Raw genomic sequence first — 25,346 nt, 5'->3', positions numbered from 1 at the left:
GTGCAGGAATAGCGATGATACGCGTACAGTTTTGTTCGGGATGCTCGAACAGCACTCTCTCGGACGACGGAAGGCCGCCCATGCTCGACCTGCGTCGCTTGAGCCTGCTGCGGGAGGTGCACCGCCGCGGCACGCTGCACGCCGTCGCGCGAGCTCTCTCCTACAGCCCGTCGACGATCTCGCAGCAGCTGAGCCTCCTCGAGCGCGAGGCTGGCGTGCCCCTGCTCGAGCGCACGGGGCGGCGCGTGCAGCTCACCCCGCAGGCCGAGCTGCTCGTGGCGGGGGCGAGCCGACTGCTCGACGACATGGAGCGCCTCGAGGCCTCGCTCGTGCCCTCGACGCAGGAGGTCACGGGCACGGTGCGGCTCGCGGTGTTCCAATCCGCCGCGCTGGGCATCGTGCCGCAAGCGCTCTCCCTGCTCGCGCAGGAGCACCCCCGCGTGAGGCTCGAGATCACGCAGCGCGAGCCCGAGAGCGCGCTCGACGAGGTGTGGGCGCGCGAGTTCGACCTCGTGATCGCCGAGGAGTACCCCGCCCACGCCGCTCCCCTGCGGCGCGAGCTCGACCGCGTGCCGCTGGGGCACGATGCGCTGCGCCTCGGGGCGCCCTCGGCAGCGCAGGCGCGCGCCCCGTCGGGGCGCGCCATCCGATCGCTGGCGGAGGCGGCCGAGCACGCCTGGGTCATGGAACCGCGCGGAACAGCGAGCCGCCACTGGGCCGAGCAGCAGTGCCGCCTGGCCGGTTTCGAACCAGACGTGCGCTTCGAGACCGCCGACCTGCAGGCGCACATCCGCCTCGTGGAGGCCGGGCACGCGGTGGCGCTGCTGCCCGACCTCGTGTGGAGCGGCCGCGCGCCGACGGTTGAGCTCGTCACGCTCGCCGGCGACCCGCACCGCACGCTCTTCACGTCCACGCGCACGGCGGCGGCGTCGCGGCCCGCGATCGTCGCGGTGCGCGAGCTGCTCGCGCGCGCCCTCACCCCCGCCTCCCCCTGACCGCCGCTCGACCGAGTCGCGGCTCAGGCGTCGAGCTGCACGGCCACGAGCAGAACGACGGCGACCACGGCGCTCAGCACGACGACGGCAGCCGTGCGCACCATGAGCGACCACGGGTCACGGCGCTCGGCCGTCGAGCGGTGCACGCGCGGGGTCGACGCGGCGACGATGACGGCCGCGAGGATGAGCGCGCCGGCCGCGATGGCCACGGCGGGCTCGCCGAGTCGCACCGCCGTGATCGCGGCGAACAGGGCGACGAGTGTCGAGTGGGCCTCCGTGCGCTGCCAGGAGAGGCTCGTGCGGTCGACGGGTGCGCGAGCGGCCGCGTTCACGTCGCCGACTCGAGCGCCTGGAAGGCGGCGAAGGCGGCGAGCACCAGGGCGACGGCGATGACACCGCCGACGAGCCACGGGAGTGCCGCGGGAGCGGGCAGCGGCTCCCGCAGCCGCAGCGCCTTCTCCGAGCGGTGCCAGGAGACGAGCGCCCACACGGCGAGCGCCGCACCGCCGAGACTCGAGAGCGCCGCGATCGCGAGGATGATGACGGGTAGCTCGCCGAAGCTCGCGAGCGTCGCGAGGGCGACACCGCCGGCGACGAGCGCCATGCCGGTGCGGATCCAGGAGAGAGCCGTGCGCTCGTTCGCGAGGGAGGCCTGCACCTCGGGCTCCTCCCCCACGCTGTACACGGAACGGGGGCGGCGCGAGTCGGTCATGCCGGAACGCTAGCGGAGCATCCGACCCGTGCTGTAGCCGCCTCCCGGCCTATTCCCAGACGCTCGGCGTGGCCTCGCGACGAGGCGGCAGTGTCACGCTGCGACTCCACTCGGCGAGCCAGTCGGGCAGCGGGTGGTTGTCGGGGTCGAGCCCGAACAGCTCGGCGAGCTCGGGGATCGGCACGATGCCGCCGCTCTTTTTGAGGAACCGCGCCTTGATGACCCCGCGTGCGCAGATCTCGCCGTCGCGCACGAATCGCTGCTCGACATAACCGGCGATGTCATCGATGCCGACGATGCGGCTCTCGATCTCGTAGCGCTGCCATGGGTCGAGCGAGCGGCGGTAGGTGATGGTCGAGCTCACGACGACGGGGTAGTAGCCGCGCGTGCTGAGCTCGCGCCACACGCCCGACCGCACCATGAGGTCCATGCGGCCGAGATCCATGAGGGAGAGGTAGACGCCGTTGTTCATGTGGCCCTGCACGTCGAGGTCGCTCGGCAGCACGCGGAACCGCACGGTGCCGACGTCGGTGGGGGCGAGCGGCGGGCGGCGACGGGCGGCGAGCATGACGCGCAGCAGGCGGAGGATCTTGTTCACGCCTGGAGCGTAGGCGCTCAGCGCGCGCGGTGGTCTTCGATGGTGGCTTTCGGCCCGAATCGCGGCCCCGTGACCCCGCTCAGCGTGATGAGTCGCACAACGCGCTGTCGCTGCCCGCTGAAGGGGGCGAGCAGCGCGAGCATGCCGTCGTCGTCGGTGCGCTCGCCCGTCACGTAGTGGCCGACGACGTGGCTGAGATGGGCATCGCCGACACTCACCGCATCGGGGTCGCCGTGCGCGCGCTGCGTGATCTCGGCCGCCGTCCAGATGCCCACGCCCGGTATCGACGTGAGCGCGGCGACGACCGCGGGGCCTCCCCGGCCGAGGTCGAGCGTGCGGTCGAGGGCCGAGGCGACGGCCGCGACGCGGCGAATGGTGCGCATGCGCTGCGGGCCGACTCCCGCGCGGTGCCAGTCGTGGTCCGGGATGCTCCGCCACCCTTCCGGCGTCGGCACGACCCGCATTCCCTCCGGTGCGGGGCCGGGCGGCACCTCGCCGTGCTGCAGCAGCAGCCGGCGCCACGCCCGCCGGGCTTCCACGCCCGTGACCTTCTGCTCGAGCACGGCGGGCACGGCCGCCTCGAGCACGAGCTCGGTGCGGGTGAGCCGCACTCCCGGGCGGCGGCGCTGCACGGAGGCGAGTGCCGCGACGGCCGAGGCCGGCCACCCCGGCACGGGCCGAGCGGCCGCTGCCGCGAGGTCGAGCGACTCGGGGTCGTCACCGTCCCCGAGCAGTGCGGGCACGTGGGCGAGGCTCCACTCGGCGCCGGGGCCCCAGGCGCGTGCGCGCACGACGGTCTTCCCGGGGGCGACACGTCGAGGCTCGAGGTGCAGAGTCGCGGCCCCGCGCGGTGTGCGCTGCGTGCGCCAGACGCTGCCGTCGGGCATCCACTGCGAGGTCGGGTCGCCGCGACCGCGCTGGAGGGGCGAGAGGGTGCTGGCGAGATCGAGGGGATGCTCGGGGCAGTAGTCGAGCGCCGCCCCGGCCTCCGCACCCTCCGCTCCCCGAGCCCTCAGCGTCACGACTCCATGATGCGCACGACGACCGACGCCGAGCGGGAGCGCCCGCGGACGCGGCCGAGGGCGCGGATGGCGCGGTACTGCGCCCCGTACTTCTCGAGGAACACCTCGTCGAGCCGCTCGCGCGCCGCGTCGTCGTCGAGAATGGTGGCGCGGGCGGAGACGACCCGCGCATCCTCGTGCGGCCCACCTGATCGGTCGCAGCCCTGCAGCGTCACGCGCGGCGTGTGGCGAATGCGCTTGACCTTGCCCGAGTCGGCGCCGGTGGTCACGATGAGGGCGTCGCCGTCGCGGGCCACCCACACGGGCGTGGGCACGTCGACGCCCGAGCGCCGCGTCGTCGTGAGGAGCACGTACTGCTCGTCGCCGAGCTCGAGCAGGCCTGGTTCGGTGGTCATGGCGTCACGGTAAAGGGGGCGGCTGAATGCGCGGTGCGCATCCCGCCGCCCCCTCCCGGAGCTGTGCGGTCTAGTAGTAGCCGACGGTGCTGAAGAGCGCGGCGCTCGTCACGGCCACGATGATGCCGACGATGAGACCGATGACGAGGAAGATGATGCTCAGGATGATCGCCCACTTGGCGAAGGGGTTGGCGTAGCCCGCAGCCTTCGACTGGTTGTTGGCGACGATGCCGAGGATGAGGCCGAGGAGAGTGAAGAGGAACGCGAGGACGAGGGCGACGATGCCGAGAGTCTTGCCGGGGTAGTCGGCGGGGTTCTCGGCGGGGGCGGAACTGTAGGGCGTGGGCTCGGTCATGCGGGGCTCCTAACAGGGTGGGGGCGAACCCGGGCGGGCTCACCGTCGCGCGAACTCTACCGGCAGAGGGTGTCGCGCAGAAGAAGCCATGCGGAGGTCGGGCACGCGCGTTTCCGCTCATCCCCGCGGAGGCACCAAGATAGAACGCATGAGAATCGGAATGCTCACGAGCGGTGGCGATGCCCCGGGCCTCAACGCGGTCATCCGCGGGGCCGTGCTGATCGGCCAGACGGTGCACGGGCACGACTTCATCGGTCTGCGAGACGGCTGGCGCGGGCTCATCGAGGCTGACACCATGCCGCTCGGCCGCAACGAGGTCAAGGGCATCAGCAAGCAGGGCGGCACGATCCTCGGTACGTCGCGCACGAACCCCTTCGAGGGGCGCGGAGGGGTGGACCGGGTGAACGAGGTCATGACCGATCTCGGCATCGACGCGATCATCGCGATCGGCGGAGAGGGCACGCTCGCGGCGGCGAAGCGGCTGACCGACGCCGGCATCCGCATCGTGGGCGTGCCGAAGACGGTGGACAACGACCTCGACGCGACCGACTACACGTTCGGCTTCGACACGGCCGTGCAGATCGCGACGGAGGCGATGGATCGCCTCCGTACGACGGGGGATGCCCACAGCAGGTGCATGGTCGCCGAGGTCATGGGGCGCCACGTCGGGTGGATCGCCCTGCACTCGGGCATGGCATCCGGCGCGCACGCGATCCTCATTCCCGAGCAGCGCACGAGCATGGAGCAGATCTCGCAGTGGGTCACGAGCGCCGCGTCGCGCGGCCGCGCGCCTCTCGTCGTCGTCGCGGAGGGCTTCACTCTCGACTCGATGGACGATCCGCATTCGGAGCGAGGGCTCGACGCCTTCGGCCGCCCGCGCCTGGGCGGCATCGGCGAGCTCATCGCCCCCCTCATCGAGGAGCGCACGGGCATCGAGACGCGCGCCACGACGCTCGGTCACATTCAGCGCGGCGGCACCCCGAGCGCCTTCGACCGGGTTCTCGCGACGCGACTGGGCATGGCCGCGGTGAACGCCGTGACCAACGGTGACTGGGGTCGCATGGTCGCGCTGCGCAGCACGGAGATCGTGACGGTGCCGTTCGCCGAGGCCCTCGGCACCCTCAAGACCGTGCCGCAGTCGCGCTACGACGAAGCGGCGATGCTCTTCGGCTGAACCGCCGCTCCACCACCGGCCCCGCCCTCGCGCGGCGGCGCCGTGCGCGCATAGGGTGGGCGCATGACGCGCGGTTGGCAGCTCACGCGAGGCGACGACGGAGTCGACGCCCGCCTGCTCGACGACGTGGGCGACCTGGGGGCGGGTGACGTCACCGTCGACGTCACGTGGTCGGGCATCAACTACAAGGATGCGCTCGCCTTCACCGGCAACCCGGGAGTCATGCGCATCGATCCGCTCGTGCCGGGCATCGACCTCGTGGGGCGGGTCAGCGCGAGCGACGACGAGCGCTGGAGCATCGGCGACCGTGTGCTGCTCAACGGCGACGGTGCCGGCGAGACCCACCACGGCGGCCTGGCCGAGCACGCCCGCGTGTCGGGAGGCGCGCTCGTCGCCGTGCCCGACAGTCTCACCGATCGGCAGGCGGCCGGCATCGGCACGGCCGGCTTCACCGCGATGCTGGCCGTTCTCAGCGTGGAGGACCATCGCGCCGACCTGGACTCCGTGCTCGTGACGGGTGCGAGCGGCGGCGTCGGCTCCTTCGCGATCGCCCTACTCGCCCGCGCCGGTGCGACCGTCATCGCGTCCTCGGGCCGCCCCGAGCACGCGCAGCAGCTGCGGTATCTGGGAGCGTCAGAGATCATCGACCGCGATGAGCTCGACCGTGAGAGCCGCCCGCTCGACACGCAGACCTTCAGTGCCGCGATCGACTCGGTGGGCGGGCGCACTCTGGCGAGCGTGCTGAGCCGAACGCGGCAGGGCGGTACCGTCGCGGCCTGCGGGCTCGCCGGTGGCACCGATCTGCCCACGACGGTCATGCCGTTCATCCTGCGCGCCGTGACGCTCGCGGGCATCAACTCGGTGCACTGCCCGACCCCGTTGCGCGAGCGCGCCTGGCAGAGGCTCGCGCGCGACCTCGACGCCGAGGTCATCGACGGCGTCGTGACCGACGTCACGCTCGATCGGGCGCAGTCCGCCGCCGAGGACCTCCTGGCTGGCCGCGTGCGAGGTCGCATCGCGGTCGAGGTGCGCGGAGCATCCGGATGATCGCCGGTCTCACGGTGAGTGTGATCGCCGCGGGCCTCGCCGTCGCGGTGCACATCGCGATCTTCGTTCTCGAGAGCGTGCTGTTCACGCGGCCATCCGTGCGCCGACTGTTCGGGGTGCGCCCGAGCGACGACTCGGCACCCTTGCGGGTCTTCGCCCGCAACCAGGGCGTCTACAACCTCGGCCTCGCGCTGGTCGTGGGAGCCGGAGTCGTGCTCATCCTCGCCGCACCATGGGGCGAGCGCGCCGGAGCCGAGCAGGGCGCGATCGGCGCCGCTGTGCTCGTGGCCGGGTGCGCGGTCATGCTGCTGGCCGCCCTCACTCTCGTGGTGACCGCGCCGCGACTGTGGCGTGCCGCCGCCGTGCAGGGAGCACCACCGCTCGTGGCGATCGGGGCACTCCTGTTCGGGGGGTCCGTGCCGCTGGGATGAGAGTCGATGTCGCCGGTCAGGGCACGACGGGCGGGCAGCGGTCGTCCGGATCCATCGCGTAGTCGGCGAGTGCACGTACGAGCGCGCTGCTCGACCGCTCTTCGGCGATGCGGTGCACAGAGAGACCCGCGGCGCGCGCGTCGAACGCCGTGCGGGGGCCGATGCAGGCCACGACGGTGCACTCGGGCAGGGGCGCGAACTGCTCCGCGATCTGCCGGGCCACGCTGCCCGAGCTCACGAGCAGTCCGTTGATGCGGCCCTCCGCGATCTCGGTGACGATCTCGGCGGGTGCCGCGACCCCGACGGTGCGGTAGGCGCTCACGAAGCGGGCATCGATGCCACGGTCGCGCAGCCCGCTCACGAGCGTGGGCTCCGCGATCTCCGACTGGGGAACGAGCACGCGGGCGCCGCGCGGGTCGGGCCATTCCTTGACGAGGCCGCGAGCCGAGTGGTCGCTCGGCACGAAGTCGACCGGGTACCCGGCGAGCTGCAGGGCGTGCGCGGTGGTTTCGCCGACCGCCGCGACGCGTATTCCCTCGGGCAGGCGCACGCCCTGGCCGAGCAGAACGTCCACGGTCGTGGCGCTCGTCACGACGAGCCAGCCGTACTCTCCCGCGCGCAGCGCGTCGAGTTCGGCGTTGAGGGCGTCCTGATCATCGGCGCCCGCGAAGTTGATGAGCGGTGCGATCACGGGAGATGCCCCGAGCGACCGCAGCTGGGCGGCGATGCCGTCTCCCCACTTGCCGCCGCGGGGCACGAGCACGCGCCAGCCGAGCAACGGCTTGATGACCGGCAGCGCGCCCGTGGGCGTGCGGTCGATCGCCATGTCTGTGGGTGAGGACATCAGGTTAATGATGACCCGCTCGAGCGCAGACGCATAATCGAGCCATGAACGCCCGGTCGACGCGCAGAGGTTCCGGGGTCGCACCGGGCAGCAGGCGCGGCGCTCCCGGAGGCGCTCAGTCGTCGCTGAAGATCGCCCACGCGACGAGCCCGACCACGACGACCGCGGCAGCGGTCGCTCCGATGACCCAGGGGACCGGGTTCGACTCGTAGGAGGCCTGCGCGCGCTGCGCCACCTCGGTGCTCCGCTTCTTGACGTCGAACTTCTCGTCGATCGCGTCGAGCGTCTGCTCGAGCTGCGCGCGGGTGGCCGAAACGGTGCTCTTGACGTTGTCCTTCGCCGTGTCGACGGTGTTCTTGACGGTGTCGCTCATGAGTTTCCTCGCTTCCTGAGTCCGCGGATCGTGCGGACGTCTTCCTTCACGCTGTCGATGGTCTCGGTGGGGGTGGGGGGAACGCCGCGCTTGAGCTGCCCGTACCCGACGAGGCCGATGAGCGCCGCGAGCACGAGCAGGATCCCGCCGACGATGAGGGCCGCGGCCCAGGCCGGAACGACGAGTGCCAGGGCGAGCACGCCGGCTGCGGTGAGCACGAGCGCCGCGAAGAACGCGAACACGCCGGCGCCGACCAGCAGCCCGGCGCCGATGCCCGCTGACTTGAGCTTGCTCGTGATCTCTGCCTTGAACGATTCGATCTCGGCCTGCAGCAGCTCGATGATGAGCCGAGGAACGTCCGCGATGAGCGAGATCAGTCCTCGACGGGAGCGTCCTTCAGGAGGGGTGGTCATCGTGTACCGCCGATCAGGAGTTCGTGGTCGAGCCGGAGCCCTTGGCGGTGGAGCTCTTCGCGGACGAGCTCTTCGCGGACGAGGCCTTCCCGGTGGAGCTCGTCCTGCCGCTCGAGGTCGAGCCGGACTTCTTGGCGCCGCTCGAGCGCGAGCTGCTCGGCTTCGCGCTGCGACCCGTGATGCCCCCGACGATCTTCTTGGCGCCGTCGGAGACGAAGCCGGCGACCTCGGGCGCCTTGTCCTTCACGAAGTCCTCGGCCTGCTCGACTCGCTCCTGCACGCGGGGGTCGTTCCAGAGCCGCGCCGACGCGGTCTTGATCTGCTCATAGCGCTCGCGTCCCGCGCGAGTGCCGAGTACGTAGCCGACGCCGAGTCCAGCGGCGAACAGGATCTTGCCTCTCATGGCTCCTCCTTCTGCGATGGGCACGGATGTGGAGCGTCCGCGGGTCTCCAGCGTAGTGCCGCCGGACCCGTGCCCGTCGGGGAATACGGAGGGGATTCCCAGGGCGGCACGGCTGGCGCCGACGCGCGGGTCACGTGCATACTTAGGCAATGCTTACCTCACCTGAGCGCACCGCGGTCGCATGGCCGGCCTACCGTCCGTACCGCGCTACGGTCGCTCGCGTGCTGCCGCTGAGCCCCAGCTTCCGTCGCGTGACCTTCACCGGGCCCGACTTCGAGATCTTCGGTACGACAGGGCTCGATCAGCGCATCAAGCTCATCCTTCCCTCCGCCGACGGGGGCCTGTGCGACGTGGGCGCCGACGATGAGCGCGTCGTACGCGAGGGCAGCTGGTACGCCCGCTGGCGAGCGCTGCCCGCTGCTGACCGCAGTCCTTTCCGTACATACACGGTGCGCGCCATCCGGCCCGAGCGACGCGAGCTCGATGTCGACATGGTGCTGCACCCCGCCGCGTCGGGCCACGGGGACGGTCCCGCCGCGAGCTGGCTGCGCCGCGCGACGGTGGGAGACGAGGTCATCATCGTCGGCCCGGATGCGCGCACTGCCGACCCGACCGTCGGCATCGACTGGCGACCGGGCTCGGCCCGGCACGTGCTGCTCGCCGGTGACGAGACGGCCGCTCCGGCCATCTGCTCGATCATCGAATCGCTCGACCCCCGCATCACGGCGCAGGCGTTCATCGAGGTGCCCTCGAGCGCCGACATCCTCTCGCTCGTCCCTCGCGGCATCTCTCGCGTCGCCTGGCTCGCGCGCGACGCTGGCTGCGAGACCGCGCACGGCTTCGAAGCGATCGCTCCGCGCGGCGAGCTGCTCGAGCGCGCCGTGCGCGCCTGGCTGCCCCGCCACACCGCCGAGCTCGCGAGCGCGGTCTCCCTCGCCCCGCAGCAGCTGGACGATATCGATGTCGACGCGGAGCTGCTCTGGGACTCCCCGGTCGACCCCAGCACGGGAGACTTCTACGCCTGGATCGCCGGGGAGGCCTCGACCGTGAAGTCTCTTCGCCGGCACCTCGTGAGCGACATCGGCGTCGATCGTCGCAACGTTGCCTTCATGGGCTACTGGCGCGACGGTCGCTCCGAAGCCCAGTGACCGTCCGCCGGCTCGCGCCGCGAACGGCTGGCGCCGCCATCGCCGGCGCCGTCGTCGTGCTCGCCGTGCTCGCGAGCCTCGCCATCGGCGCGCGCGCGATCGACCCGCTCACGCTCGTGGACGTGATCCTCGCCTCCGCGTTCGAGGGAGCGGTGCTCGACGCGACCGGCCTCGGCGCAGCGGAGGTCGATGCCATCGTCATCGTCGAGCTGCGCATCCCCCGCACCCTCATCGGTCTCGCCGCCGGTGCCGCGCTGGGTCTCGCCGGAGCGGTCATGCAGGGCGTCACGCGCAACCCGATCGCCGACCCCGGACTGCTCGGCGTGAACGCGGGCGCGTCCTTCGCCGTCGTCGTCGCGATCTCCATGCTCGGCGTGGTCTCGCCGCTCGGCATCGCCACCGGTGCCCTGCTCGGCGCGCTCCTGGCCTCGGTGCTCATCGCCATCGTCGCCGCGTCGACCCGTTCGCTCACGACTCCGGCCGTGCTCGTCGTCGCCGGCGCCGCCGTCACGGCGGGGCTGACCTCGCTCACGACGCTCGTGCTGCTGAGCGACCCCGCGGCCCTCGATCGGTATCGCTTCTGGACGGTGGGCTCGCTCACGGGCCGCGACCTCGAGCTCGCGACCGCCCTCCTGCCTCTCCTCCTGCTCGGGGGCATCCTCGCCGCCCTCCTCGCGCGGCCCCTCGACGCGCTCGCCCTGGGCGACGATGTGGCGCGCGGGCTCGGCTTCCGGCTGCGCTCGACGCGCGGGCTCGCCCTCGCGAGCATCGTTCTGCTGTGCGGCACGGCGACGGCGCTCGCCGGCCCGCTCGTCTTCGTCGGTCTGCTCGCCGCGCACGCCGCTCGCGCACTCGTCGGCACGCGCCACGGCATCCTCCTGCCCACCTCCGCGCTCGTCGGCGCCGCCGCCCTGCTCGTGGCCGACTCGCTCGGCAGAGTCGTCGCTCCCCCCGCCGAAATCGAGGTCGGGATCGTCATCGCCGTGCTCGGCGCCCCCCTTCTCATCGGCCTGGTCCGGTCTGCGCGGGAGGCGGTGTGAGCGGGCTCGAGCGCCACCGTGCGCACGATCGCCGTCGAGGCCTTCTCGTGGTGCTCCTTCTTCTCGTGTGCCTCACGGCGCTCAGCGTCGTCGCCCTCGGGGCCGGCGCCGTGCCCGTGCCCCCCGTCGAGGTCGCCGGCGCGCTCCTCGGTCTCGACGTGGGCGGCTCGAGCTTCATCGTGCTCGGGCTGCGCCTGCCGCGCCTGCTGCTCGCACTCCTGGCCGGCGCGGCTCTCGGCCTGGCTGGAGCCCTCCTGCAGTCCGTCGTGCGCAATCCGCTCGCGAGCCCCGACATCGTCGGCATCACGGGTGGCGCGAGCGCCACGGCCGTGCTCGCGATCGCCGGGGGAGCGAGTGGCTGGGCCGTGAGCGGCGCGGCGCTCGGAGGCGCGCTGGGCGCCGCCGCGGTGGTCTTCCTCGCGAGCGGGCGCGGCGTCGCCGGAGCGCGCTTCGTCGTGGTCGGCATCGCCGTAGCCTTCCTCGCCCAGGGGGTGCTCGGGTTCGCGCTCACACGCGCCTCGCTCGTGCAGGCCGAGTCGGCCTACTTCTGGCTCGTGGGCAGCGTCGGCTCGCCGAGCGACTCCGACCTGCTGCTGCTCGCGGTGACCCTCGCGGTCGTCGTCCTCGCGCTCGTGCTCGGTGCCCACGCCCTCTCGCTGCAGGCCTTCGACGACGACACCGCGCGAGCGCTCGGCGGTCGGCCCGTCGCTACTCGGGTTCTCGCGATCGCGGGGTCGAGCATCCTCGCCGCGATCGCGGTCGCCGTCACGGGGCCGATCGCGTTCGTCGCGTTCGTCTCCGGCCCTCTCGCTCGCCGGATGCGCGGCCGCGGCCCCGCGCTCGCCACGGCCGCACTCACCGGAGCCCTCATCGTGCTCGCCGCCGACCTCGTGAGCCAGAATCTGCTTCCCGGCTCTCTGCGCCCGCCCGTCGGTCTCATCACGGGCGCGCTCGGCGCTCCGTTCCTGCTGTGGATCCTCGTGCGCGGCGAACGAGGATCAGCACGATCGCGCGCTCGGCTCCCGACCCGCGACCGGGCCCCGATGATGGAGGAGACATGACGACACCCGCCCTGCGGGCCGAGAGGCTCACCCTCGGCTACGACCAGCGCATCGTCGTGCGCGGCGTCGATCTCGAGATCGCCCCCGGCTCGCTCACCGTGCTCGTGGGCGCGAACGCGAGCGGCAAGTCGACGCTGCTGCGCGGACTCAGCAGGCTCATGACACCGCTCTCGGGTCGCGTGCTCGTCGAGGGGCGCGACGTGACCGAGCTGCGGGGGCGCGAGCTCGCCCGCATCCTGGGCGTGCTGCCGCAGAGCCCGATCGCACCCGAGGGCATCATCGTCGCCGACCTCGTCGCGCGCGGACGCTACCCCCATCACGGCATCTTCGGCGGGCACCGCAGTGATGACGACGCGGTCGTCGCTGCGGCCCTCGACGCGACCGACGCTGCCGAGCTCGCGAGCCGTCGTGTCGACGAGCTCTCGGGCGGCCAGCGCCAGCGGGCCTGGATCGCCATGGCCCTCGCCCAGCAGCCCCGCATCCTGCTGCTCGATGAGCCGACGAGCTCGCTCGACATCGCCCACCAGACGGAGGTGCTCGATGTGCTGCGGGCGGAGGTCGCGCGCGGCATGACGGTCGTGGTCGTGCTGCACGATCTGACCCTCGCCGCCCGCTACGCGGACGAGGTCGTCGTCCTGGCGGACGGCGAGATCGTGGCGCAGGGGTCGGCCGAGAGGACCATGACGCCCGCCGTGCTGCAGCGCGCGTTCGGCATCGAGGCGCTCCTCTTGACCGATCCGGATACCGGCCGCCCGGTCGTGCTGCCGCGGGCGGTTGCAACGCAGGCTCGCTAGATATAAGGTTAGCCTTACCTAAGCGCGGTCGCTTCGGGCCCTCCTCGAGCCCACCCGCGCGACCGCGCACCGTCCCTCCCGTTCGCCCTGTCTAGGAGACCCTCGTGACCCCCACTCCCCTGCGCGCTCTGCGACGCACCGCCCTCGCCGGCCTCGCCGCCGCGACCATCGCACTCGTCGGCTGCGCCGCCGAGACCGCCGACGTGCCGGACGGCTCGCCCGGCGACGCGAGCTTCCCCGTGACGATCGCGCACGCCTACGGCGAGACCGTGATCCCTGAGCGGCCCGACCGCGTCGTCACGTGGGGCTGGGGTACGACCGATGCCGCGATCGCCCTCGGCGTCACGCCCGTCGCGATGCCCTTCCAGGCCTACGCGGGAGACGCAGAGGGCGTGCCGCCCTGGATTCGCGAGGCGCTCGAGGAGACGGGAGAGCCGTTGCCGACGGTGCTGCCCGACACCGGGGAGGACGTGCCCTTCGAGGAGATCGCCGCGGCCGACCCCGACGTCATCCTCGCGCACTACTCGGGGCTCACCGAGGAGCAGTACGCCACGCTCAGCGAGATCGCTCCCGTCGTCGCCTTCCCCGACCAGCCGTGGTCGACGCCGTGGCGCGAGGTCATCACCATCACGGGCGACGCACTCGGCCTGCGTGCGGAAGCCGACGACGTGCTCACCGGGATCGAGGACGCGATCGCCGCCTCCGCCGCAGAGCACCCCGAGTTCGCGGGTGTCAGCCTCGCCGCCGTGTGGGACAGCGCGGCGACCTTCTACGTCTACGCCGATGAGGACCCCCGCGTGGAGTTCATGCTCGACCTCGGCTTCACCAACGCCGCGGCCGTCGACGAGCTCGACACCGACGAGTCGCCCTTCTACTTCACGCTCTCCCACGAGCGGCTGAGCGAGCTCACGAGCGACGTTCTCGTCGTCTACGGCACGACCCAGGAGGAGGTCGACACCTTCCTCGACGCCGGATACTCCCAGGCGATGCCGCAGGTGCAGGCGGGGGCGATCGCACCGATCGTCGGCGCCGAGTTCATCTCCTCCGTCTCGCCCCCCTCGGCCCTCTCGCTCACGTGGGGCCTCGACGAGACCGTCGCTCAGCTCGCCGCGGCGGTCGCCGCGCTCGAGTAGCGAACACGAGCCCGAGCGCGACCGAGTGGTCGCCCGACTCGGGTCACGCGCGCGACGCCGAGGCGGCGGCCCGAGCAGCGGGGGCCGCCGCCTCGAGCACGCGCGCGACTGCCGCGTCGTCGTGCGCGGCGGAGACGAACCACGCCTCGAAGACGCTCGGCGGCAACGAGACGCCGTGGTCGAGCATCCCGTGGAAGAAGGCGGGGTATCGCCACGATTCCTGATCCTGGGCCTCCGCGTAGTTCTGCGGGGCCGTCTCGCGGAAGAAGATCGAGAACTGCGAGCCCGCCCACGCCACCGTGTGCACGACGCCCTCCGCGGCGAGAGCCGACGACAGGCCGTCGCCGATCTGCCGCGCGGCGCTCGTCAGCCGGTCGTAGACGGCCGGGTCGGCCCCCGCGAGCATCGCCGCGCCTGTCGCCACCGCGACCGGATTGCCGCTCAGCGTGCCTGCTTGGTAGACGGGTCCGAGCGGAGCGAGAAGGTCGAGCACCTCGGCGCGACCGCCGAGACCCGCGAGCGGCAGACCGCCGCCGATGATCTTGCCGAACGTCGTGAGGTCGGCATCGTACGGTGTGCCCTCGCGCTCCTCGAGGCCCCACCAGCCCGCGGCCGTCGCGCGGAACCCGGTCATGACCTCATCGCTGATGAGCAGGGCGCCGTGAGCATGCGCCGTGTCGGCGAGGAGCCGGTTGAAGCCCGGCTTCGGGGGCACGACCCCCATGTTCGCGGCGGCCGCCTCCGTGATGACGGCCGCGATGCGATCACCGTGCGTCGCGAAGACCTCGGCGAGCGCCGCCTCGTCGTTGTAGGGGATCACGATCGTCTGCGCGGCCGTCTCGGGGGTGATGCCCGCCGACCCGGGAATGCCGAGCGTCGCGATGCCCGAGCCCGCCTCCGACAGCAGCGCGTCGGAGTGCCCGTGATAGTGCCCGGCGAACTTCACGAGCAGCGGCCGACCGGTCGCCCCGCGCGCGAGGCGGATCGCGGTCATGGTCGCTTCGGTGCCCGTCGAGGTGAGGCGCAGCTTCTCGATACCGCGGCGCTCGGTGCCGTCCGCGGCGGTCAGGGTGAGGCGATCGAGCACGAGCTCAGCGAGGTCGACCTCTCCCGTCGAGACGGCCCCGAAACCGAGGCCGTGATCGACAGCGGCATGGGCGGCCGCGATGACATCGGGATGCGCGTGGCCCAGCAGCGCCGGACCCCACTGCCCCACGAGGTCGACGTACTGAGTGCCCTCGATGTCGGTCACGTACGGGCCGCGGCCGCTCGCGAGGAAGCGCGGGGTGCCGCCGACCGAGCCGAACGCGCGCACGGGCGAGTTGACGCCCCCGGGCGAGACGGCGAGGGCGCGCTCGAAGGCCTCGGCGTTCGTGGCCGACGTGCGCCCGGAGACGAAGCGGGTCATGACAGGAGTCCCTTCTCGGCGAGGTCGAGCGCCGCGTAGCTGAGGGTCGCGTCCGCGCCGGCCCGGCGCAGCGAGGTGAGCGCCTCGAGCTGAGCGCGGTCGCCGTCGATCCAGCCGTTCTGCGCTGCAGCGGCGATCATGGCGTACTCCCCCGAGACCATGTAGGCCCACACGGGCACCGGAGAGGTGTCGGCAACGCGGCGCAGTACGTCCAGGTACGGCAGCGCGGGCTTGACCATCACGATGTCGGCGCCCTCGTCGATATCGAGCGCCGCTTCGCGCACGCCCTCGCGGCCGTTGCCCGGGTCGAGCTGATAGGTGCGGCGATCACCCTGCAACGCCGACTCGACCGCATCGCGGAAGGGCCCGTAGAACGCCGAGGCGAACTTGGCGGAGTAGGCGAGCGTTGCGGTGTCGGAGTATCCCGCGGCGTCGAGCGCGTCGCGGACGACGCGCGTCTGGCCGTCCATCATGCCGCTGAGGCCGAGCAGCTGGCTGCCCGCCTCGGCCTGCGCGATCGCCATGGCCGCGTAGCGCTCGAGAGTGGCATCGTTGTCGACCCGGCCCTGAGCATCCAGCACGCCGCAGTGCCCGTGGTCGGTGAACTCGTCGAGGCACAGGTCGGTCTGCACGACGAGACTGTCGCCGACCTCGGCGACGATGGCGCGCGTTGCCACATTGAGGATGCCGTCCGGGTCGGTCGCTCCCGTTCCCGTCGCGTCGCGCGTCGAGGGAACGCCGAAGAGCATGAGCCCACCGAGCCCAGCCTCGGCCGCGCGGGCGGCGAGCGCGCGCACGCTGTCGAGGCTGTGCTGCTCGACGCCCGGCATCGAGCCGATCGGCTGCGGGGCGTTCAGGCCCTCCCGCACGAAGACGGGCAGCACCAGGCGCCGGGCTGCCACCTCCGTCTCGCCGACGAGGCGGCGCAGAGCGGGCGTCGCACGCAGACGGCGGGGGCGGATGCGCGGGCCGAGGCCGCTCATCGCGCACCGCCGAGAGGCGCGAGGTCGGCCGCACCCTGCCGCAGCAGCTCGTCGACGACGAGCGCAGCGGCGTCCTCCCCGGGAGTGCGCGTGTCGGCGACGTACAGCGCATGCGCGCTCGAGACCTGCTCGCCCGTCTCGGGCGAGTACACGCGTGCGGCGAGGAAGAGCATGCCGTCATCGAGGAAGGCGTGGGCGCCGAGAGGCGCCGAGCAGCCCGCCTCGAGCAGGCGCAGCACGGCCCGCTCGGCGTCCACGGCCGTGCGCGTGGGGCCGTGGTCGAGGCTCTGCAGGGCGGAGGCGAGGGGGCCGCGCGTGCCGCGACGCACCTCGACCGCCAGGGCTCCCTGCCCCGGGGCGGTCGGCCAGCCATCGATCCCCAGGTGCTCGGTGATGGCATCGTCGCGGCCCAGACGCTCGAGCCCCGCGGCGGCGAGGATGACCGCCTCGAGGTCGGCCGCCACGCCCTCCCGGTCGCCGAGGACGCGCGCGAGCCGGGTGTCCACGTTGCCCCGCAGCTCGACGACCTCGAGCTCGGGGAACCGGCGGCGCAGTTGCGCGCGGCGTCGCGGTGAGCCCGTGCCCACTCGCGCGCCCGGCGCCAGCTCGGCGAGCGGAACCCCGCCCCCGACGACCGCGGCGTCCCGCGCATCCGCGCGCTTCGGCATCGCACCGATGACGAGCTCGTCATGCGGGGTGGTCGGCAGATCCTTGAGCGAGTGCACGACGACGTCGCACTCCCCTGCCAGGAGCGCCTCGCGCACGGCGGTGACGAACACGCCAGCGCCGCCCATGCTCGCGAGCGGCTCTGGCGAGGTGTCGCCATGCGTCGTGATCGTCACGAGCTCGACGTCGAGGCCCGTGCGGGCCGCGATCGAGTCGGCGACGCGCTGCGACTGCGCGAGCGCGAGGGCGCTGCCCCGAGTGCCGAGCCTGATCGGCGCCGCGTCGGCTGTCGGCGGTGGGGCGGCCGTCACGGCTGCAACCCCGAGATGGCGGGCTTGTAGCCCGCGCGCACGTTCTCGCAGCAGCCCGGCCGGCACACGTCGTACCAGGGCCCGAGCGTCGTCTCCCGCACGCGCTGCGCGGCGGGGGTGCCCCGCAGGCGCTCCTCGATGAGGTCGACGAGCCCGCTCACATAGACGGGGTCGACGCCGGGAGTCGGCACGCGCACGCCCGCCACCCCGTGCTCCTCGCAGGTCTCCATCGCCTCCGTGTCGAGGTCCCACATGACCTCCATGTGGTCGCTCACGAAGCCGACCGGCACCATGACGATCGTCGTCGCGCCCGCGGCAGCGTGCTCGCCGATCGCGTCGTTGATGTCGGGCTCGAGCCAGGGCTGCGTGGGAGGGCCGGACCGGCTCTGGTAGACGAGCTGCCACTCGACCTCGGGCACGTCGGCGCCCTCGTCTCGGAGCGTCGCGAGCGCCCGCTGCATGATGACCTCGCTCACGGCGAGGTGCTGGGCCGCGTAGGCGCCACCCTCGCCCCAGTCGACATCTCGAGGGCCGCTGCGCTCGGCATCGGTGGTCGGGATGCTGTGGGTCGCGAACAGCACACGCGTCGCGGCGAGGTCGGTGCCGGCCGCGAGCAGCTCGCGCAGAGCATCCGCGACGCCCGTCACGAACGGGGCGACGAAGCCGGGCGCATCGAAGAACTGGGCCACCTTGTCGATGCGCACCTGGCCCCACAGGCCCGTCGCGTCGAGGGCCTTCGCGAAGTCCTCGCGGTACTGGCGGCAGCTGGAGAAGCTGCTGTAGGCGCTCGTCGCGAGGCCGAGGATCGTGCGGTGGCCGTCGTCGAAGGCCTGCTGCAGGGCCTGGGGCAGATAGGGATCCCAGTTGCGATTGCCCCAGTAGATCGGCAGCCCCAGGCCCCGACGATCAGCCTCGGCCTGCAGCGCCGCCTGCAGCTGGCGGTTCTGCTCGTTGATGGGGCTCACCCCGCCGAAGTGGCGGTAGTGGTGCGCGACCTCCTCGAGGCGCTCGTCGGGGATGCCGCGCCCGCGCGTGACGTTGCGCAGGAACGGGATGACGTCGTCCTGACCCTCGGGGCCGCCGAAGCCGGCGAGGATCACGGCGTCGTAGGCGACGGGCGCCTCGACGCGCCCGGGCACGGCGAAGGCCTGCGCCGTGTCGGTCGCGGCGCGCGCGAACTGCTCGCCCTCGTAGTGGCCGTCGGCCAGGTCGACCACCACGGCCTTGCCGTCCGGTCCGAGACCGTTGTTCGAGATGTTCGATGAACTCAGCGTCATCGCAGAACCTCCAGGATCTGGGCGTCGAGCTCGGCATCGTCGAGCCTGCGGCCGGTGTAGAACGGCACTTCTTCACGCACGTGCCGGCGAGCCTCCGTGTAACGGAGGTCGCGCATCATGTCGACGAGGTCGAGCAGCTCGTCGCTCTCGAGACCGAGCAGCCACTCGTAGTCGCCGAGAGCGAAGCTCGCGACCGTGTTGGCGAGCACGCCGGTGAAGGCGCTGCCTTTGCGGCCGTGCTCGGCGAGCATGTCGCGCCGCTCCTCGTCGGGCAGCAGGTACCACTCGTACGACCGCACGAACGGGTACACGCACAGCCAGGTCTTGGGCTCCTTGCCGAGCATGAAGGCGGGCGCGTGGCTGCGGCTGAACTCGGCCTGCACGTGCACCCCCATGGCGTTCCACGTCGGCAGAAGCCCGCTCAGCAGCTCGGCGCGGCGCAGGGTCCGCACCGCCGACTGCAGCGCCTCGGGGTCGGCGCCGTGCAGCCACAGCATGATGTCGGCGTCGGCGCGCAGGCCGCTCACGTCGTAGACGCCGCGCACCGTCACTCCTCGTTCGGTGACGGCGGCCACGGCGTGCGCGACGCCGCCGCCGCTCGCGGGGCGGGCGGCATCCCGTCGCAGGACGACGTAGAGGGTGTAGGCGAGGGTGTCGCTCACGGCTGCAGCTCCTTCATGGTGCGCTGGGTGTGGTCGATGATGGCGGCGAGCCCGGTTCCGGCGACCTGCTCACCGACGATCGGGATGCTCCCGCTCGCCTCGATGCGGCCGGCCCGGTGCCACGTGGTCACCGTGGAGCCGACGACGCTCGCAGCGGGCAGAGCGAAGCCGAGCAGTCTGCCCGCGTCCTCGCGGGCCTGGTCGACGGTCGCATCGTGCTCGTAGCTCAGGCGCAGCACCTCACGGCCGTGGGCGGCTGTGCGCACCCACTCCCACTTCGCGGTGAGGTGCGTGAGGGCTCGGGCGCGCACGCTCGAGCCTCGGGCGACGAGCACGCCGGTGCCGCGGGGCGCCTCGGCGAGAGCATCTCTGCCGCCGAGAGCATCAGCGTCGACGACGAGCGTCACGAGGTGGGTCGCGGTGCGCGTCCCGGCGCCGACGAGGCCGGGTGCTGCGACGACGACCCGCCCCTCGAGCTGCTCGCCGTCGTGATCCGGGTCGTCTGTGGCGAGCACGACGCGATCGTCGTGCACCTCGGCGACTCGCGTGCCGTAGTGCACGGGCACGCCGAAGCGGTCGAGTTCGGCGAGCAGCGCCTCCACGAGCACGCTCATGCCGCCCTCGAGGCCCGCGACGAGACTGCCCGCGGGGGCGTCGATGCGCAGCCGGGCGACGGCGCGGCCGAGCGAGTTCTCTCGCAGGAGGTGGTGCGCGAGCCCGGGCACGGCGCCGAGCGGGAGGTCGTCGGGGTGCCGCGAGTGGATGCCCTCGACGACGGGCGCGACGAGCTTCTCGAGGATGCCGTCACCCATGCGGCGGCGCACGAGCTCGCCGACGGTGGCGGACTTCGCGCCGACGGGCCCGGGTAGCACCGTGTCGAGCATCCCGCGCCAGGCATCGCGCCGCCCGACGATGCTCACGACGTCCGCCGCGAGCGGGGCGGACGGGATGCCGAGGAGGCTCACAGCGGGCAGCCGCGCCGCACGGTCTTCAGCGCTGTGCAGCCACGCCCCCCGGTCGTCCGGGCTCACGATGCGGTGCTCGAGGTCGAGTCTCGCGAGATAGTCGCGCACGATGCCACCGCGCGTCGCGAACGATTCGGCGCCGGAATCGAGGCGGATGCCGGCGACCTCGTGGGCTCGCACCTGGCCTCCGGCGACCGCGTCGGCCTCGAGAACGCGCACGGTGTAGCCCTGCAGCACGAGCTCGCGAGCGGCGACGAGGCCCGCGACACCCGCGCCGACGACGATCGCGGCGGGCGGCGCCCCCGCGACGGGAGCGCGCTCGCTGGGGCTCGGGTCAGTCATGCTCGGGTCGGTCGCCGTGCACGTGGGCGACGAGGCGCGTGAGTGTGTCGGGGTCGGTCTCGGGGGGCACGCCGTGCCCGAGGTTGAGCACGTGGGCGGGCGGGCGGCGGCCTCGCTCGAGCACGTCGTCAGCGTGCGCGGCGAGCACACTCCAGGGAGCAGTGAGCAGGGCGGGGTCGATGTTGCCCTGCAGCGGCATCGCGTGGTCGAAGGCGGCGCTCGCCTCATCGAGCGGCAACCGCCAGTCGATACCGATCGCGTCGACGCCGAGGGCCGCGATCTGCGGCAGGATGCGATCGGTTCCAAGACCGAAGTGCACGCGGGGCACGTCGAGCCCCCGCAGGTGGTCGAGGGCGCGCTTCGAGTGCGGCGCGACGCGGCGCTGGTAGTCGACACGCGAGAGCGAGCCGACCCACGAGTCGAAGAGCTGCGCCGCGCTCGCGCCCGCCTCGACCTGCGCGCGCAGGAACATGCCGGTGACGTCGGCGCACCAGTTGAGCAGCGTCGCCCACGTGTGCGGGTCGCTGTGCATGAGTGCGCGAGCCCTGATCTGGTCCTTCGAGGGTCCGCCCTCGATGAGGTACGAGGCGAGCGTGAAGGGGGCGCCGGCGAAGCCGATGAGCGGCGTGGCGCCGAGCTGCTCGACGGTGAGGGCGACGGCCTCGCGCACGGGGTCGAGCGCGGCGGGGTCGAGGGGGCGCAGCGCGAGCACATCGGCGGCCGATCGCACAGGATGCTCGAGCACCGGCCCCCGCCCCGCGACGATGCTCACCTCGACTCCGGCAAGCAGCACGGGCACGACGATGTCGCTGAAGAAGATGCCGGCGTCGACGCCGTGGCGCCGCACGGGCTGCAGGGTGATCTCGCTCGCGAGCTCGGGCGTCAGGCACGCCTGCAGCATGTCGCCGCGCGCGCGCAGCTCACGGTACTCGGGCAGGGATCGCCCGGCCTGCCGCATGAACCACACGGGGGTTTGCTCCGGTCGGTCGCCGCGGTAGGCGCGTACGAGGGCGGAATCGGTCGTGCGACCGTCGACGAGGGGGTGGGTGGGGCGCAGAGGCACCCGACCAGGATAGGCGGCCTGGAGTGTGAACTCGCTGTTCTGAGGCACCCTCGGCAATACCCCCTGGGGGAATGTCAGGGTTCGTCGGCTCACGCGCCGTAGGATAGGTCCTCGTGCTCCTCTGCATCACCGCTCACCACCGCAACACGTCGTTCGAGCTCCTCGAACGACTCGCGGTCGACGCCGCCGAACTCTCTCGGTCGGTGCACGATGCGCACCCCGCGATTCGCGGCGCGGTGTCGATCGCGACGTGCAATCGGCTCGAGGTCTACCTGGATGTGGACGCGCCCGATCTTCTCGCGCGCGAGCTCGCGCAGCGCTCGGTGCTCGGTGCACTCGAATCGCTCGCCGGTGTGGAGGAGGCCGCGGTAGCGCAGAACGCCGAGCTTCTCGACGGCGCCGGCGCCGTGCACCACTTGTTCTCGGTTGCCGCCGGTCTCGAGTCGGTCGCCGTCGGCGAGGAGGAGATCGCCGGTCAGGTGAAGCGCTCGGCGCAGCTCGCGCGCGAGGCGGGCACCACCACTCCCACGCTCGACCGGGCCTTCCAGGAGGCGACGCGCACCGCACGAGCGGCGCGGGCCAAGGGCGATGCGAGCCGCACCGGTCGGTCTCTCGCCCGGCTCGCGCTCGACCTCGTGGGCAGCCGCCTCTCCGACTGGGGCGGCGTGAACGTGCTGCTCGTCGGCACCGGCCAGTACGCGGCGACGACGGTCGCCGCACTGCGCGAACGCGGCGCCGATCGCATCCGCGTGTACTCGCCGAGCGGCCGCGCGCAGGTCTTCGCGGCCCGCACGGCCAGCGATCCCACCAACGACCTGGGCGCTTCCCTCATCTGGGCTGATGTCGTCGTGACCTGCACGGCGCGCCTGTCGATCGGGGTGGAGGACGTACCTGCGGACGCCCGGTGCTTCATCGTCGATCTGGGCCTGCCCCGCAACGTCGATGCGGCAGTCGGCGAGCTCGAGGGGGTGACGCTTCTCGACCTTGAGACGATCCGCGTGCACGCGCCGCTCGTCCACTGGTCCGCCGAAGAGGATGCCCGGGGCGTCGTCGATGCCGCCGCTCACTCGTTCGTGTCCGACGCTGCCGTCCAGCCCGCCGTCGTGGCGCTGCGCCAGCACGTTCTCGAGCTCGTCGACGGCGAGATCGCCCGCGCACGAGCGCGCGGTGACGACGGGAGGGTCGAGGAGGCCCTGCGTCACCTCACGAGCGTGTTCCTCCACACCCCGTCGATCATGGCGCGACGCCACGCGGCCGCCGGGCGGGCAGAGGCGGTGGCCGACGCGGTCGAGACGCTGTTCGGTCTCGAGGTGGGCGCGGAGCGCTCCCGAAGCGCGCCGCGGCCCTCAGGGGCGGAGTCCCTCGAGCAGGGCGAGCAGGGCGAGGCCGTAGGCCTCGGGCGCTGAGACGCTCTCGAACTCGGTGAGCTCGCCATCGAGCTGGATCGTCACGCGGTAGCCATCGTCGACGACCTCGAGCGAGCGGAAGGCCGTTCGCAGCAGGTCGCGCAACTGATCCTCGTGGGGGAGCCACAGGGTGTCGCCGAGGTCGACGGAGTCGAGCGCCCACTCGGTCGTGCCGTTGAAGCCGAGCACGGTGCCGGAGGGGTAGTCGTGCGCCTCGATCGTGAGCTCGCTCACCGTGAAGACGTCGGCGTCGAGCTCGTGCCGGTCGATGTGGAATCGGTCGCCCGACCGGGGCGTCCAGGAGAGCCCAGCGTCGCGCAGTCTCCTCGCGAGTCCGGTGCTGATCATGCCTCTAGCGTGACAGCACGAACCGGGTGCCGCCTGGAGGGCGACACCCGGTTCGTGGTGCTGTGCGTCAGTGACTGCTAGGCGTTGTTCCTAGGCCTCCACGCGACGGCGTGCGACGACCATGCCCATGCCGGTGAGGGTGATGAGCAGTGCCGCGAGCCCGAAGGCACCCGTGAGGTCGCTCGCTCCCGTGTAGGCCAGCGTCTCGAGCTCACCGCACTCGTCGGCGTCCTGACCGGCTACGGCGACCGCGAAGACGTCGCTCGTGCCACTGTCGTTGACGCTGTCGTTCGGGTCCGTCACGACGGCGGTCACGACATAGCTGCCAGCGGGAACCTGAGTTGTCTCCTCAGTGAGCTCCTGCTCGTTCTCACCCTCGTAGTCGATGAAGTAGCGCACCGGCGTGGGGTTCTCGACCGACCCGGCCGGGAACGTGACCGTGATCGAGCCGCTCACGACGTCGAAGGGTCCGCAGACCTCGTCCGTGGTGGAGACCGAGGCGGGCCAGTTCGGGAAGGTCGGGAAGTCGAAGTCGCACTCCTCAGCGTCGACGCCCTCGACCGTGACCGCGAACTCCGCGCTCGTACCGCTGTCGTTGACGCTGTCATTGAGGTCGGTGACCACAGCAGTGACGACATAACTGCCCGCCGGCACCACCGTCGACTCCTGGGTGAGCTCCTGCTCGTCCTCACCCTCGTAGTCGATGAAGTACCGGATCGGGTTCGGGTTCTCCTCCGAGCCCTCCGGGAACACGACGTTGATCGCGCCGTCGGTCACGGAGAACTGCACGCACTGCTCATCCGTCACCGTCACCGATGCCGGCCAATTCGGGTAGGAGGGCAGATCAGTGCACGCCGCCGCGTCGACGCCCTCGACCGTGACCGGGAACTCCGCGCTCGTACCGCTGTCGTTGACGCTGTCATTGAGGTCGGTGACCACAGCAGTGACGACATAACTGCCCGCCGGCACCACCGTCGACTCCTGGGTGAGCTCCTGCTCGTCCTCACCCTCGTAGTCGATGAAGTACCGGATCGGGTTCGGGTTCTCCTCCGAGCCCTCCGGGAACACGACGTTGATCGCGCCGTCGGTCACCGTGTAGTCGACGCACGCCTCATCGGTCACGGTCACCGATGCCGGCCAGTTGGGGAACGTCGGCAGGTCAGTGCAGTCCTCGGTGAACTCGTTGATCGTCACGTTCTGGTTGAGTGGCGTCGCGGTGTACAGATCACCGGAGTCCGCATCGACGCCGGCGACGGTGTAGTCGCCAGCGGGTAGAGCGGCGGTACGACCGGTGGTCCCGTCGAACGCCACGGGGTTGCCCGACTCGTCCTCGATCGAGTAAGTGACTCCCGGCACGGTGAGGTCGACCGTGATGTATCCGCCCGCCACGGCCTCATCGACGCAGCTGTACTGCGTCGCCGTCGCGCTCGGGGTGACCGGCGTCGGCTGCGGAGTCGACACGATGCGGAAGCCCGTGTGTGAGATGTCGTGCCCCGTCTGCGCCGAGAAGTCGTAGGTCGTACCGGCGAACGCCGACGTATCGACGCCCGCGACCAGGGTCGAGCCCTTGACGCAGAAGTCCACGTCGTACTGGGCGTTGAGTGTCCACGTGAAGCTCGCGCCGTTCCAGGACACCGATCCCCAATCGGCGGAGTAGGTGCCCGAGGGCGCGTTCATCGCGTCGGGCTTGGTGTAACCCGCGCCGTCGCACGTCAGGCCGTTGTCGTCGGTGAGGGTGACACCGGTCACGGTAGGCAGGTCATCGACCGTGGCTCCACCGCCATTGTGGTCGGCGAAGGCGGCGCCAGCGCCGCCGAGACTCATGCCGAGTGCGACGACTGTGGCCGTCGCAGCCGCGAGGATACGCTGTCGAGTTCTCATGATCTTTGCTCCTGAAGGGTGAGGAGGAGCCTCGCGCGTCGGGTACGGCGTGTGAGGTTCGGGTGGGTTGTAGCGGGTACTGCTGGGATATTCAGT

The 25,346-nt window shown here is 71.9% G+C and carries 29 protein-coding genes; 10 read left to right on the top strand and 19 right to left on the bottom strand.

The genetic code is table 11. The features are described 5' to 3' along the window. The first annotated feature begins 80 nt into the window (after window positions 1-80). Entirely contained in the window at window positions 81-995 is a 915-nt protein-coding gene (locus tag IE160_RS00385) for a LysR substrate-binding domain-containing protein (protein ID WP_191151344.1), read from the top strand. A gap of 23 nt (window positions 996-1,018) precedes the next feature. Here IE160_RS00385 and IE160_RS00380 read toward each other — a convergent pair whose 3' ends face one another. From IE160_RS00380 to IE160_RS00355, 6 genes are all read right to left on the bottom strand, one after another. Beyond that, a complete protein-coding gene (locus IE160_RS00380) occupies window positions 1,019-1,327 on the bottom strand; it encodes a hypothetical protein (RefSeq protein ID WP_191151343.1) in 309 nt (102 codons plus the stop codon). Continuing rightward, complete coding sequence (locus IE160_RS00375) at window positions 1,324-1,707, bottom strand: YidH family protein (protein WP_179872887.1); 384 nt, start codon at window positions 1,705-1,707, stop codon at window positions 1,324-1,326. Before IE160_RS00375 ends, IE160_RS00380 begins: the two co-directional genes overlap by 4 nt. A gap of 49 nt (window positions 1,708-1,756) precedes the next feature. Beyond that, entirely contained in the window at window positions 1,757-2,305 is a 549-nt protein-coding gene (locus tag IE160_RS00370; RefSeq protein ID WP_191151342.1) for an acyl-CoA thioesterase, read from the bottom strand. Window positions 2,306-2,322: 17 nt separating this feature from the next. Next, window positions 2,323-3,327 (bottom strand): DNA-3-methyladenine glycosylase family protein, encoded by a 1,005-nt coding sequence (locus tag IE160_RS00365; protein WP_224744505.1) that lies wholly within the window; start codon window positions 3,325-3,327, stop codon window positions 2,323-2,325. Further along, window positions 3,324-3,722 carry a PPOX class F420-dependent oxidoreductase gene (locus IE160_RS00360; RefSeq protein WP_191151341.1) on the bottom strand — a complete coding sequence of 133 codons (399 nt, stop codon included), beginning with the start codon at window positions 3,720-3,722 and terminating at the stop codon, window positions 3,324-3,326. Before IE160_RS00360 ends, IE160_RS00365 begins: the two co-directional genes overlap by 4 nt. A gap of 70 nt (window positions 3,723-3,792) precedes the next feature. After that, a complete protein-coding gene (locus IE160_RS00355; RefSeq protein WP_152583370.1) occupies window positions 3,793-4,077 on the bottom strand; it encodes a hypothetical protein in 285 nt (94 codons plus the stop codon). Between the two features lie 148 nt (window positions 4,078-4,225). On the opposite strand from IE160_RS00355, the gene IE160_RS00350 reads away from it, so the two are divergent. The 3 genes from IE160_RS00350 to IE160_RS00340 all read left to right on the top strand — a co-directional run bounded on the left by IE160_RS00350 (window position 4,226) and on the right by IE160_RS00340 (window position 6,729). Continuing rightward, window positions 4,226-5,251, top strand: a complete 1,026-nt coding sequence (locus IE160_RS00350; protein WP_179872884.1) for a 6-phosphofructokinase — start codon at window positions 4,226-4,228, stop codon at window positions 5,249-5,251. Window positions 5,252-5,314: 63 nt separating this feature from the next. After that, a complete protein-coding gene (locus IE160_RS00345; protein ID WP_191151340.1) occupies window positions 5,315-6,298 on the top strand; it encodes an MDR family oxidoreductase in 984 nt (327 codons plus the stop codon). Beyond that, entirely contained in the window at window positions 6,295-6,729 is a 435-nt protein-coding gene (locus tag IE160_RS00340) for a DUF1304 domain-containing protein (RefSeq protein ID WP_191151339.1), read from the top strand. Before IE160_RS00345 ends, IE160_RS00340 begins: the two co-directional genes overlap by 4 nt. A gap of 16 nt (window positions 6,730-6,745) precedes the next feature. Here IE160_RS00340 and IE160_RS00335 read toward each other — a convergent pair whose 3' ends face one another. The 4 genes from IE160_RS00335 to IE160_RS00320 form a co-directional block, all read right to left on the bottom strand. Then, entirely contained in the window at window positions 6,746-7,573 is an 828-nt protein-coding gene (locus tag IE160_RS00335) for a uroporphyrinogen-III synthase (RefSeq protein ID WP_224744504.1), read from the bottom strand. 115 nt (window positions 7,574-7,688) lie between these two features. After that, on the bottom strand, window positions 7,689-7,946 hold the full coding sequence (locus IE160_RS00330) for a DUF3618 domain-containing protein (protein ID WP_224744503.1): 258 nt from the start codon (window positions 7,944-7,946) through the stop codon (window positions 7,689-7,691). Further along, window positions 7,943-8,359 carry a phage holin family protein gene (locus IE160_RS00325; RefSeq protein ID WP_191151338.1) on the bottom strand — a complete coding sequence of 139 codons (417 nt, stop codon included), beginning with the start codon at window positions 8,357-8,359 and terminating at the stop codon, window positions 7,943-7,945. The genes IE160_RS00330 and IE160_RS00325 overlap by 4 nt, the downstream gene beginning before the upstream one ends. Before the next feature lie 13 nt (window positions 8,360-8,372). Next, window positions 8,373-8,762 (bottom strand): YtxH domain-containing protein, encoded by a 390-nt coding sequence (locus IE160_RS00320; RefSeq protein WP_179872880.1) that lies wholly within the window; start codon window positions 8,760-8,762, stop codon window positions 8,373-8,375. A 149-nt stretch (window positions 8,763-8,911) separates the two neighbouring features. Between IE160_RS00320 and IE160_RS00315 the strand changes: the two genes are divergently transcribed. The 5 genes from IE160_RS00315 (at window position 8,912) to IE160_RS00295 (ending at window position 13,938) form a co-directional block, all read left to right on the top strand. After that, complete coding sequence (locus IE160_RS00315; RefSeq protein ID WP_191151337.1) at window positions 8,912-9,910, top strand: siderophore-interacting protein; 999 nt, start codon at window positions 8,912-8,914, stop codon at window positions 9,908-9,910. Next, the gene (locus IE160_RS00310) at window positions 9,907-10,950 is read left to right on the top strand and encodes a FecCD family ABC transporter permease (RefSeq protein ID WP_224744502.1); all 1,044 of its coding nucleotides are present in this window, start codon (window positions 9,907-9,909) and stop codon (window positions 10,948-10,950) included. The genes IE160_RS00315 and IE160_RS00310 overlap by 4 nt, the downstream gene beginning before the upstream one ends. 47 nt (window positions 10,951-10,997) lie before the next feature. Next, window positions 10,998-12,011 carry a FecCD family ABC transporter permease gene (locus IE160_RS00305; protein ID WP_191151336.1) on the top strand — a complete coding sequence of 338 codons (1,014 nt, stop codon included), beginning with the start codon at window positions 10,998-11,000 and terminating at the stop codon, window positions 12,009-12,011. Beyond that, window positions 12,008-12,805 (top strand): ABC transporter ATP-binding protein, encoded by a 798-nt coding sequence (locus IE160_RS00300; RefSeq protein WP_191151335.1) that lies wholly within the window; start codon window positions 12,008-12,010, stop codon window positions 12,803-12,805. Before IE160_RS00305 ends, IE160_RS00300 begins: the two co-directional genes overlap by 4 nt. Window positions 12,806-12,909: 104 nt before the next feature. Continuing rightward, on the top strand, window positions 12,910-13,938 hold the full coding sequence (locus tag IE160_RS00295) for an iron-siderophore ABC transporter substrate-binding protein (RefSeq protein ID WP_224744501.1): 1,029 nt from the start codon (window positions 12,910-12,912) through the stop codon (window positions 13,936-13,938). 43 nt (window positions 13,939-13,981) lie between these two features. Here IE160_RS00295 and IE160_RS00290 read toward each other — a convergent pair whose 3' ends face one another. The 7 genes from IE160_RS00290 to hemE are packed head-to-tail and all read right to left on the bottom strand — an operon-like array spanning window position 13,982 to window position 21,615. Next, window positions 13,982-15,346, bottom strand: a complete 1,365-nt coding sequence (locus tag IE160_RS00290; RefSeq protein WP_191151334.1) for a glutamate-1-semialdehyde 2,1-aminomutase — start codon at window positions 15,344-15,346, stop codon at window positions 13,982-13,984. After that, entirely contained in the window at window positions 15,343-16,329 is a 987-nt protein-coding gene (hemB, locus tag IE160_RS00285; RefSeq protein ID WP_191151333.1) for a porphobilinogen synthase, read from the bottom strand. Before hemB ends, IE160_RS00290 begins: the two co-directional genes overlap by 4 nt. Continuing rightward, complete coding sequence (hemC, locus tag IE160_RS00280; protein WP_191151332.1) at window positions 16,326-17,306, bottom strand: hydroxymethylbilane synthase; 981 nt, start codon at window positions 17,304-17,306, stop codon at window positions 16,326-16,328. Before hemC ends, hemB begins: the two co-directional genes overlap by 4 nt. Beyond that, window positions 17,303-18,583: a ferrochelatase gene (locus IE160_RS00275; protein WP_191151331.1), complete on the bottom strand. Its 1,281-nt coding sequence runs from the start codon at window positions 18,581-18,583 to the stop codon at window positions 17,303-17,305. Before IE160_RS00275 ends, hemC begins: the two co-directional genes overlap by 4 nt. Beyond that, window positions 18,580-19,245, bottom strand: a complete 666-nt coding sequence (gene hemQ / locus IE160_RS00270) for a hydrogen peroxide-dependent heme synthase (RefSeq protein ID WP_179872872.1) — start codon at window positions 19,243-19,245, stop codon at window positions 18,580-18,582. Before hemQ ends, IE160_RS00275 begins: the two co-directional genes overlap by 4 nt. Beyond that, window positions 19,242-20,552, bottom strand: coding sequence for a protoporphyrinogen/coproporphyrinogen oxidase (locus tag IE160_RS00265; protein ID WP_191151330.1), 1,311 nt, complete (start codon window positions 20,550-20,552; stop codon window positions 19,242-19,244). Before IE160_RS00265 ends, hemQ begins: the two co-directional genes overlap by 4 nt. Further along, the gene (hemE, locus tag IE160_RS00260) at window positions 20,545-21,615 is read right to left on the bottom strand and encodes a uroporphyrinogen decarboxylase (RefSeq protein WP_191151329.1); all 1,071 of its coding nucleotides are present in this window, start codon (window positions 21,613-21,615) and stop codon (window positions 20,545-20,547) included. Before hemE ends, IE160_RS00265 begins: the two co-directional genes overlap by 8 nt. A 113-nt stretch (window positions 21,616-21,728) precedes the next feature. Here hemE and IE160_RS00255 point away from each other — a divergent pair, with 113 nt between their 5' ends. Next, window positions 21,729-23,021: a glutamyl-tRNA reductase gene (locus tag IE160_RS00255; protein WP_179872869.1), complete on the top strand. Its 1,293-nt coding sequence runs from the start codon at window positions 21,729-21,731 to the stop codon at window positions 23,019-23,021. Here IE160_RS00255 and IE160_RS00250 read toward each other — a convergent pair. Both IE160_RS00250 and IE160_RS00245 read right to left on the bottom strand, forming a co-directional pair. Then, on the bottom strand, window positions 22,962-23,369 hold the full coding sequence (locus IE160_RS00250) for a pilus assembly protein CpaE (protein WP_179872868.1): 408 nt from the start codon (window positions 23,367-23,369) through the stop codon (window positions 22,962-22,964). The two genes, IE160_RS00255 and IE160_RS00250, sit on opposite strands and share 60 nt — an antisense overlap. A 90-nt stretch (window positions 23,370-23,459) precedes the next feature. After that, window positions 23,460-25,250, bottom strand: coding sequence for a hypothetical protein (locus IE160_RS00245; protein ID WP_191151328.1), 1,791 nt, complete (start codon window positions 25,248-25,250; stop codon window positions 23,460-23,462). Window positions 25,251-25,346 lie beyond the last annotated feature (96 nt).

Origin of the sequence: Chryseoglobus sp. 28M-23 (assembly GCF_014789785.1) — a bacterium.
Classification (GTDB): domain Bacteria; phylum Actinomycetota; class Actinomycetes; order Actinomycetales; family Microbacteriaceae; genus Microcella; species Microcella indica.
Note: the sequence above shows the minus strand (reverse complement) of the source record. Positions and strands in the feature narration are given on the sequence as shown.

Excerpts from the sequence above, each read along its gene's own strand:
- IE160_RS00385 (WP_191151344.1), top strand. The coding sequence starts at position 81 with ATGCTCGACCTGCGTCGCTTGAGCCTGCTGCGGGAGGTGCACCGCCGC.
- IE160_RS00340 (WP_191151339.1), top strand. The coding sequence starts at position 6,295 with ATGATCGCCGGTCTCACGGTGAGTGTGATCGCCGCGGGCCTCGCCGTC.
- IE160_RS00335 (WP_224744504.1), bottom strand. The coding sequence starts at position 7,573 with ATGTCCTCACCCACAGACATGGCGATCGACCGCACGCCCACGGGCGCG.
- IE160_RS00300 (WP_191151335.1), top strand. The coding sequence starts at position 12,008 with ATGACGACACCCGCCCTGCGGGCCGAGAGGCTCACCCTCGGCTACGAC.
- IE160_RS00375 (WP_179872887.1), bottom strand. The coding sequence starts at position 1,707 with ATGACCGACTCGCGCCGCCCCCGTTCCGTGTACAGCGTGGGGGAGGAG.
- IE160_RS00345 (WP_191151340.1), top strand. The coding sequence starts at position 5,315 with ATGACGCGCGGTTGGCAGCTCACGCGAGGCGACGACGGAGTCGACGCC.
- IE160_RS00355 (WP_152583370.1), bottom strand. The coding sequence starts at position 4,077 with ATGACCGAGCCCACGCCCTACAGTTCCGCCCCCGCCGAGAACCCCGCC.
- IE160_RS00325 (WP_191151338.1), bottom strand. The coding sequence starts at position 8,359 with ATGACCACCCCTCCTGAAGGACGCTCCCGTCGAGGACTGATCTCGCTC.
- IE160_RS00360 (WP_191151341.1), bottom strand. The coding sequence starts at position 3,722 with ATGACCACCGAACCAGGCCTGCTCGAGCTCGGCGACGAGCAGTACGTG.
- IE160_RS00320 (WP_179872880.1), bottom strand. The coding sequence starts at position 8,762 with ATGAGAGGCAAGATCCTGTTCGCCGCTGGACTCGGCGTCGGCTACGTA.
- IE160_RS00330 (WP_224744503.1), bottom strand. The coding sequence starts at position 7,946 with ATGAGCGACACCGTCAAGAACACCGTCGACACGGCGAAGGACAACGTC.
- IE160_RS00250 (WP_179872868.1), bottom strand. The coding sequence starts at position 23,369 with ATGATCAGCACCGGACTCGCGAGGAGACTGCGCGACGCTGGGCTCTCC.
- IE160_RS00275 (WP_191151331.1), bottom strand. The coding sequence starts at position 18,583 with ATGACGCTGAGTTCATCGAACATCTCGAACAACGGTCTCGGACCGGAC.
- hemB (WP_191151333.1), bottom strand. The coding sequence starts at position 16,329 with ATGAGCGGCCTCGGCCCGCGCATCCGCCCCCGCCGTCTGCGTGCGACG.
- IE160_RS00245 (WP_191151328.1), bottom strand. The coding sequence starts at position 25,250 with ATGAGAACTCGACAGCGTATCCTCGCGGCTGCGACGGCCACAGTCGTC.
- IE160_RS00350 (WP_179872884.1), top strand. The coding sequence starts at position 4,226 with ATGAGAATCGGAATGCTCACGAGCGGTGGCGATGCCCCGGGCCTCAAC.
- IE160_RS00315 (WP_191151337.1), top strand. The coding sequence starts at position 8,912 with ATGCTTACCTCACCTGAGCGCACCGCGGTCGCATGGCCGGCCTACCGT.
- IE160_RS00265 (WP_191151330.1), bottom strand. The coding sequence starts at position 20,552 with ATGACTGACCCGAGCCCCAGCGAGCGCGCTCCCGTCGCGGGGGCGCCG.
- IE160_RS00290 (WP_191151334.1), bottom strand. The coding sequence starts at position 15,346 with ATGACCCGCTTCGTCTCCGGGCGCACGTCGGCCACGAACGCCGAGGCC.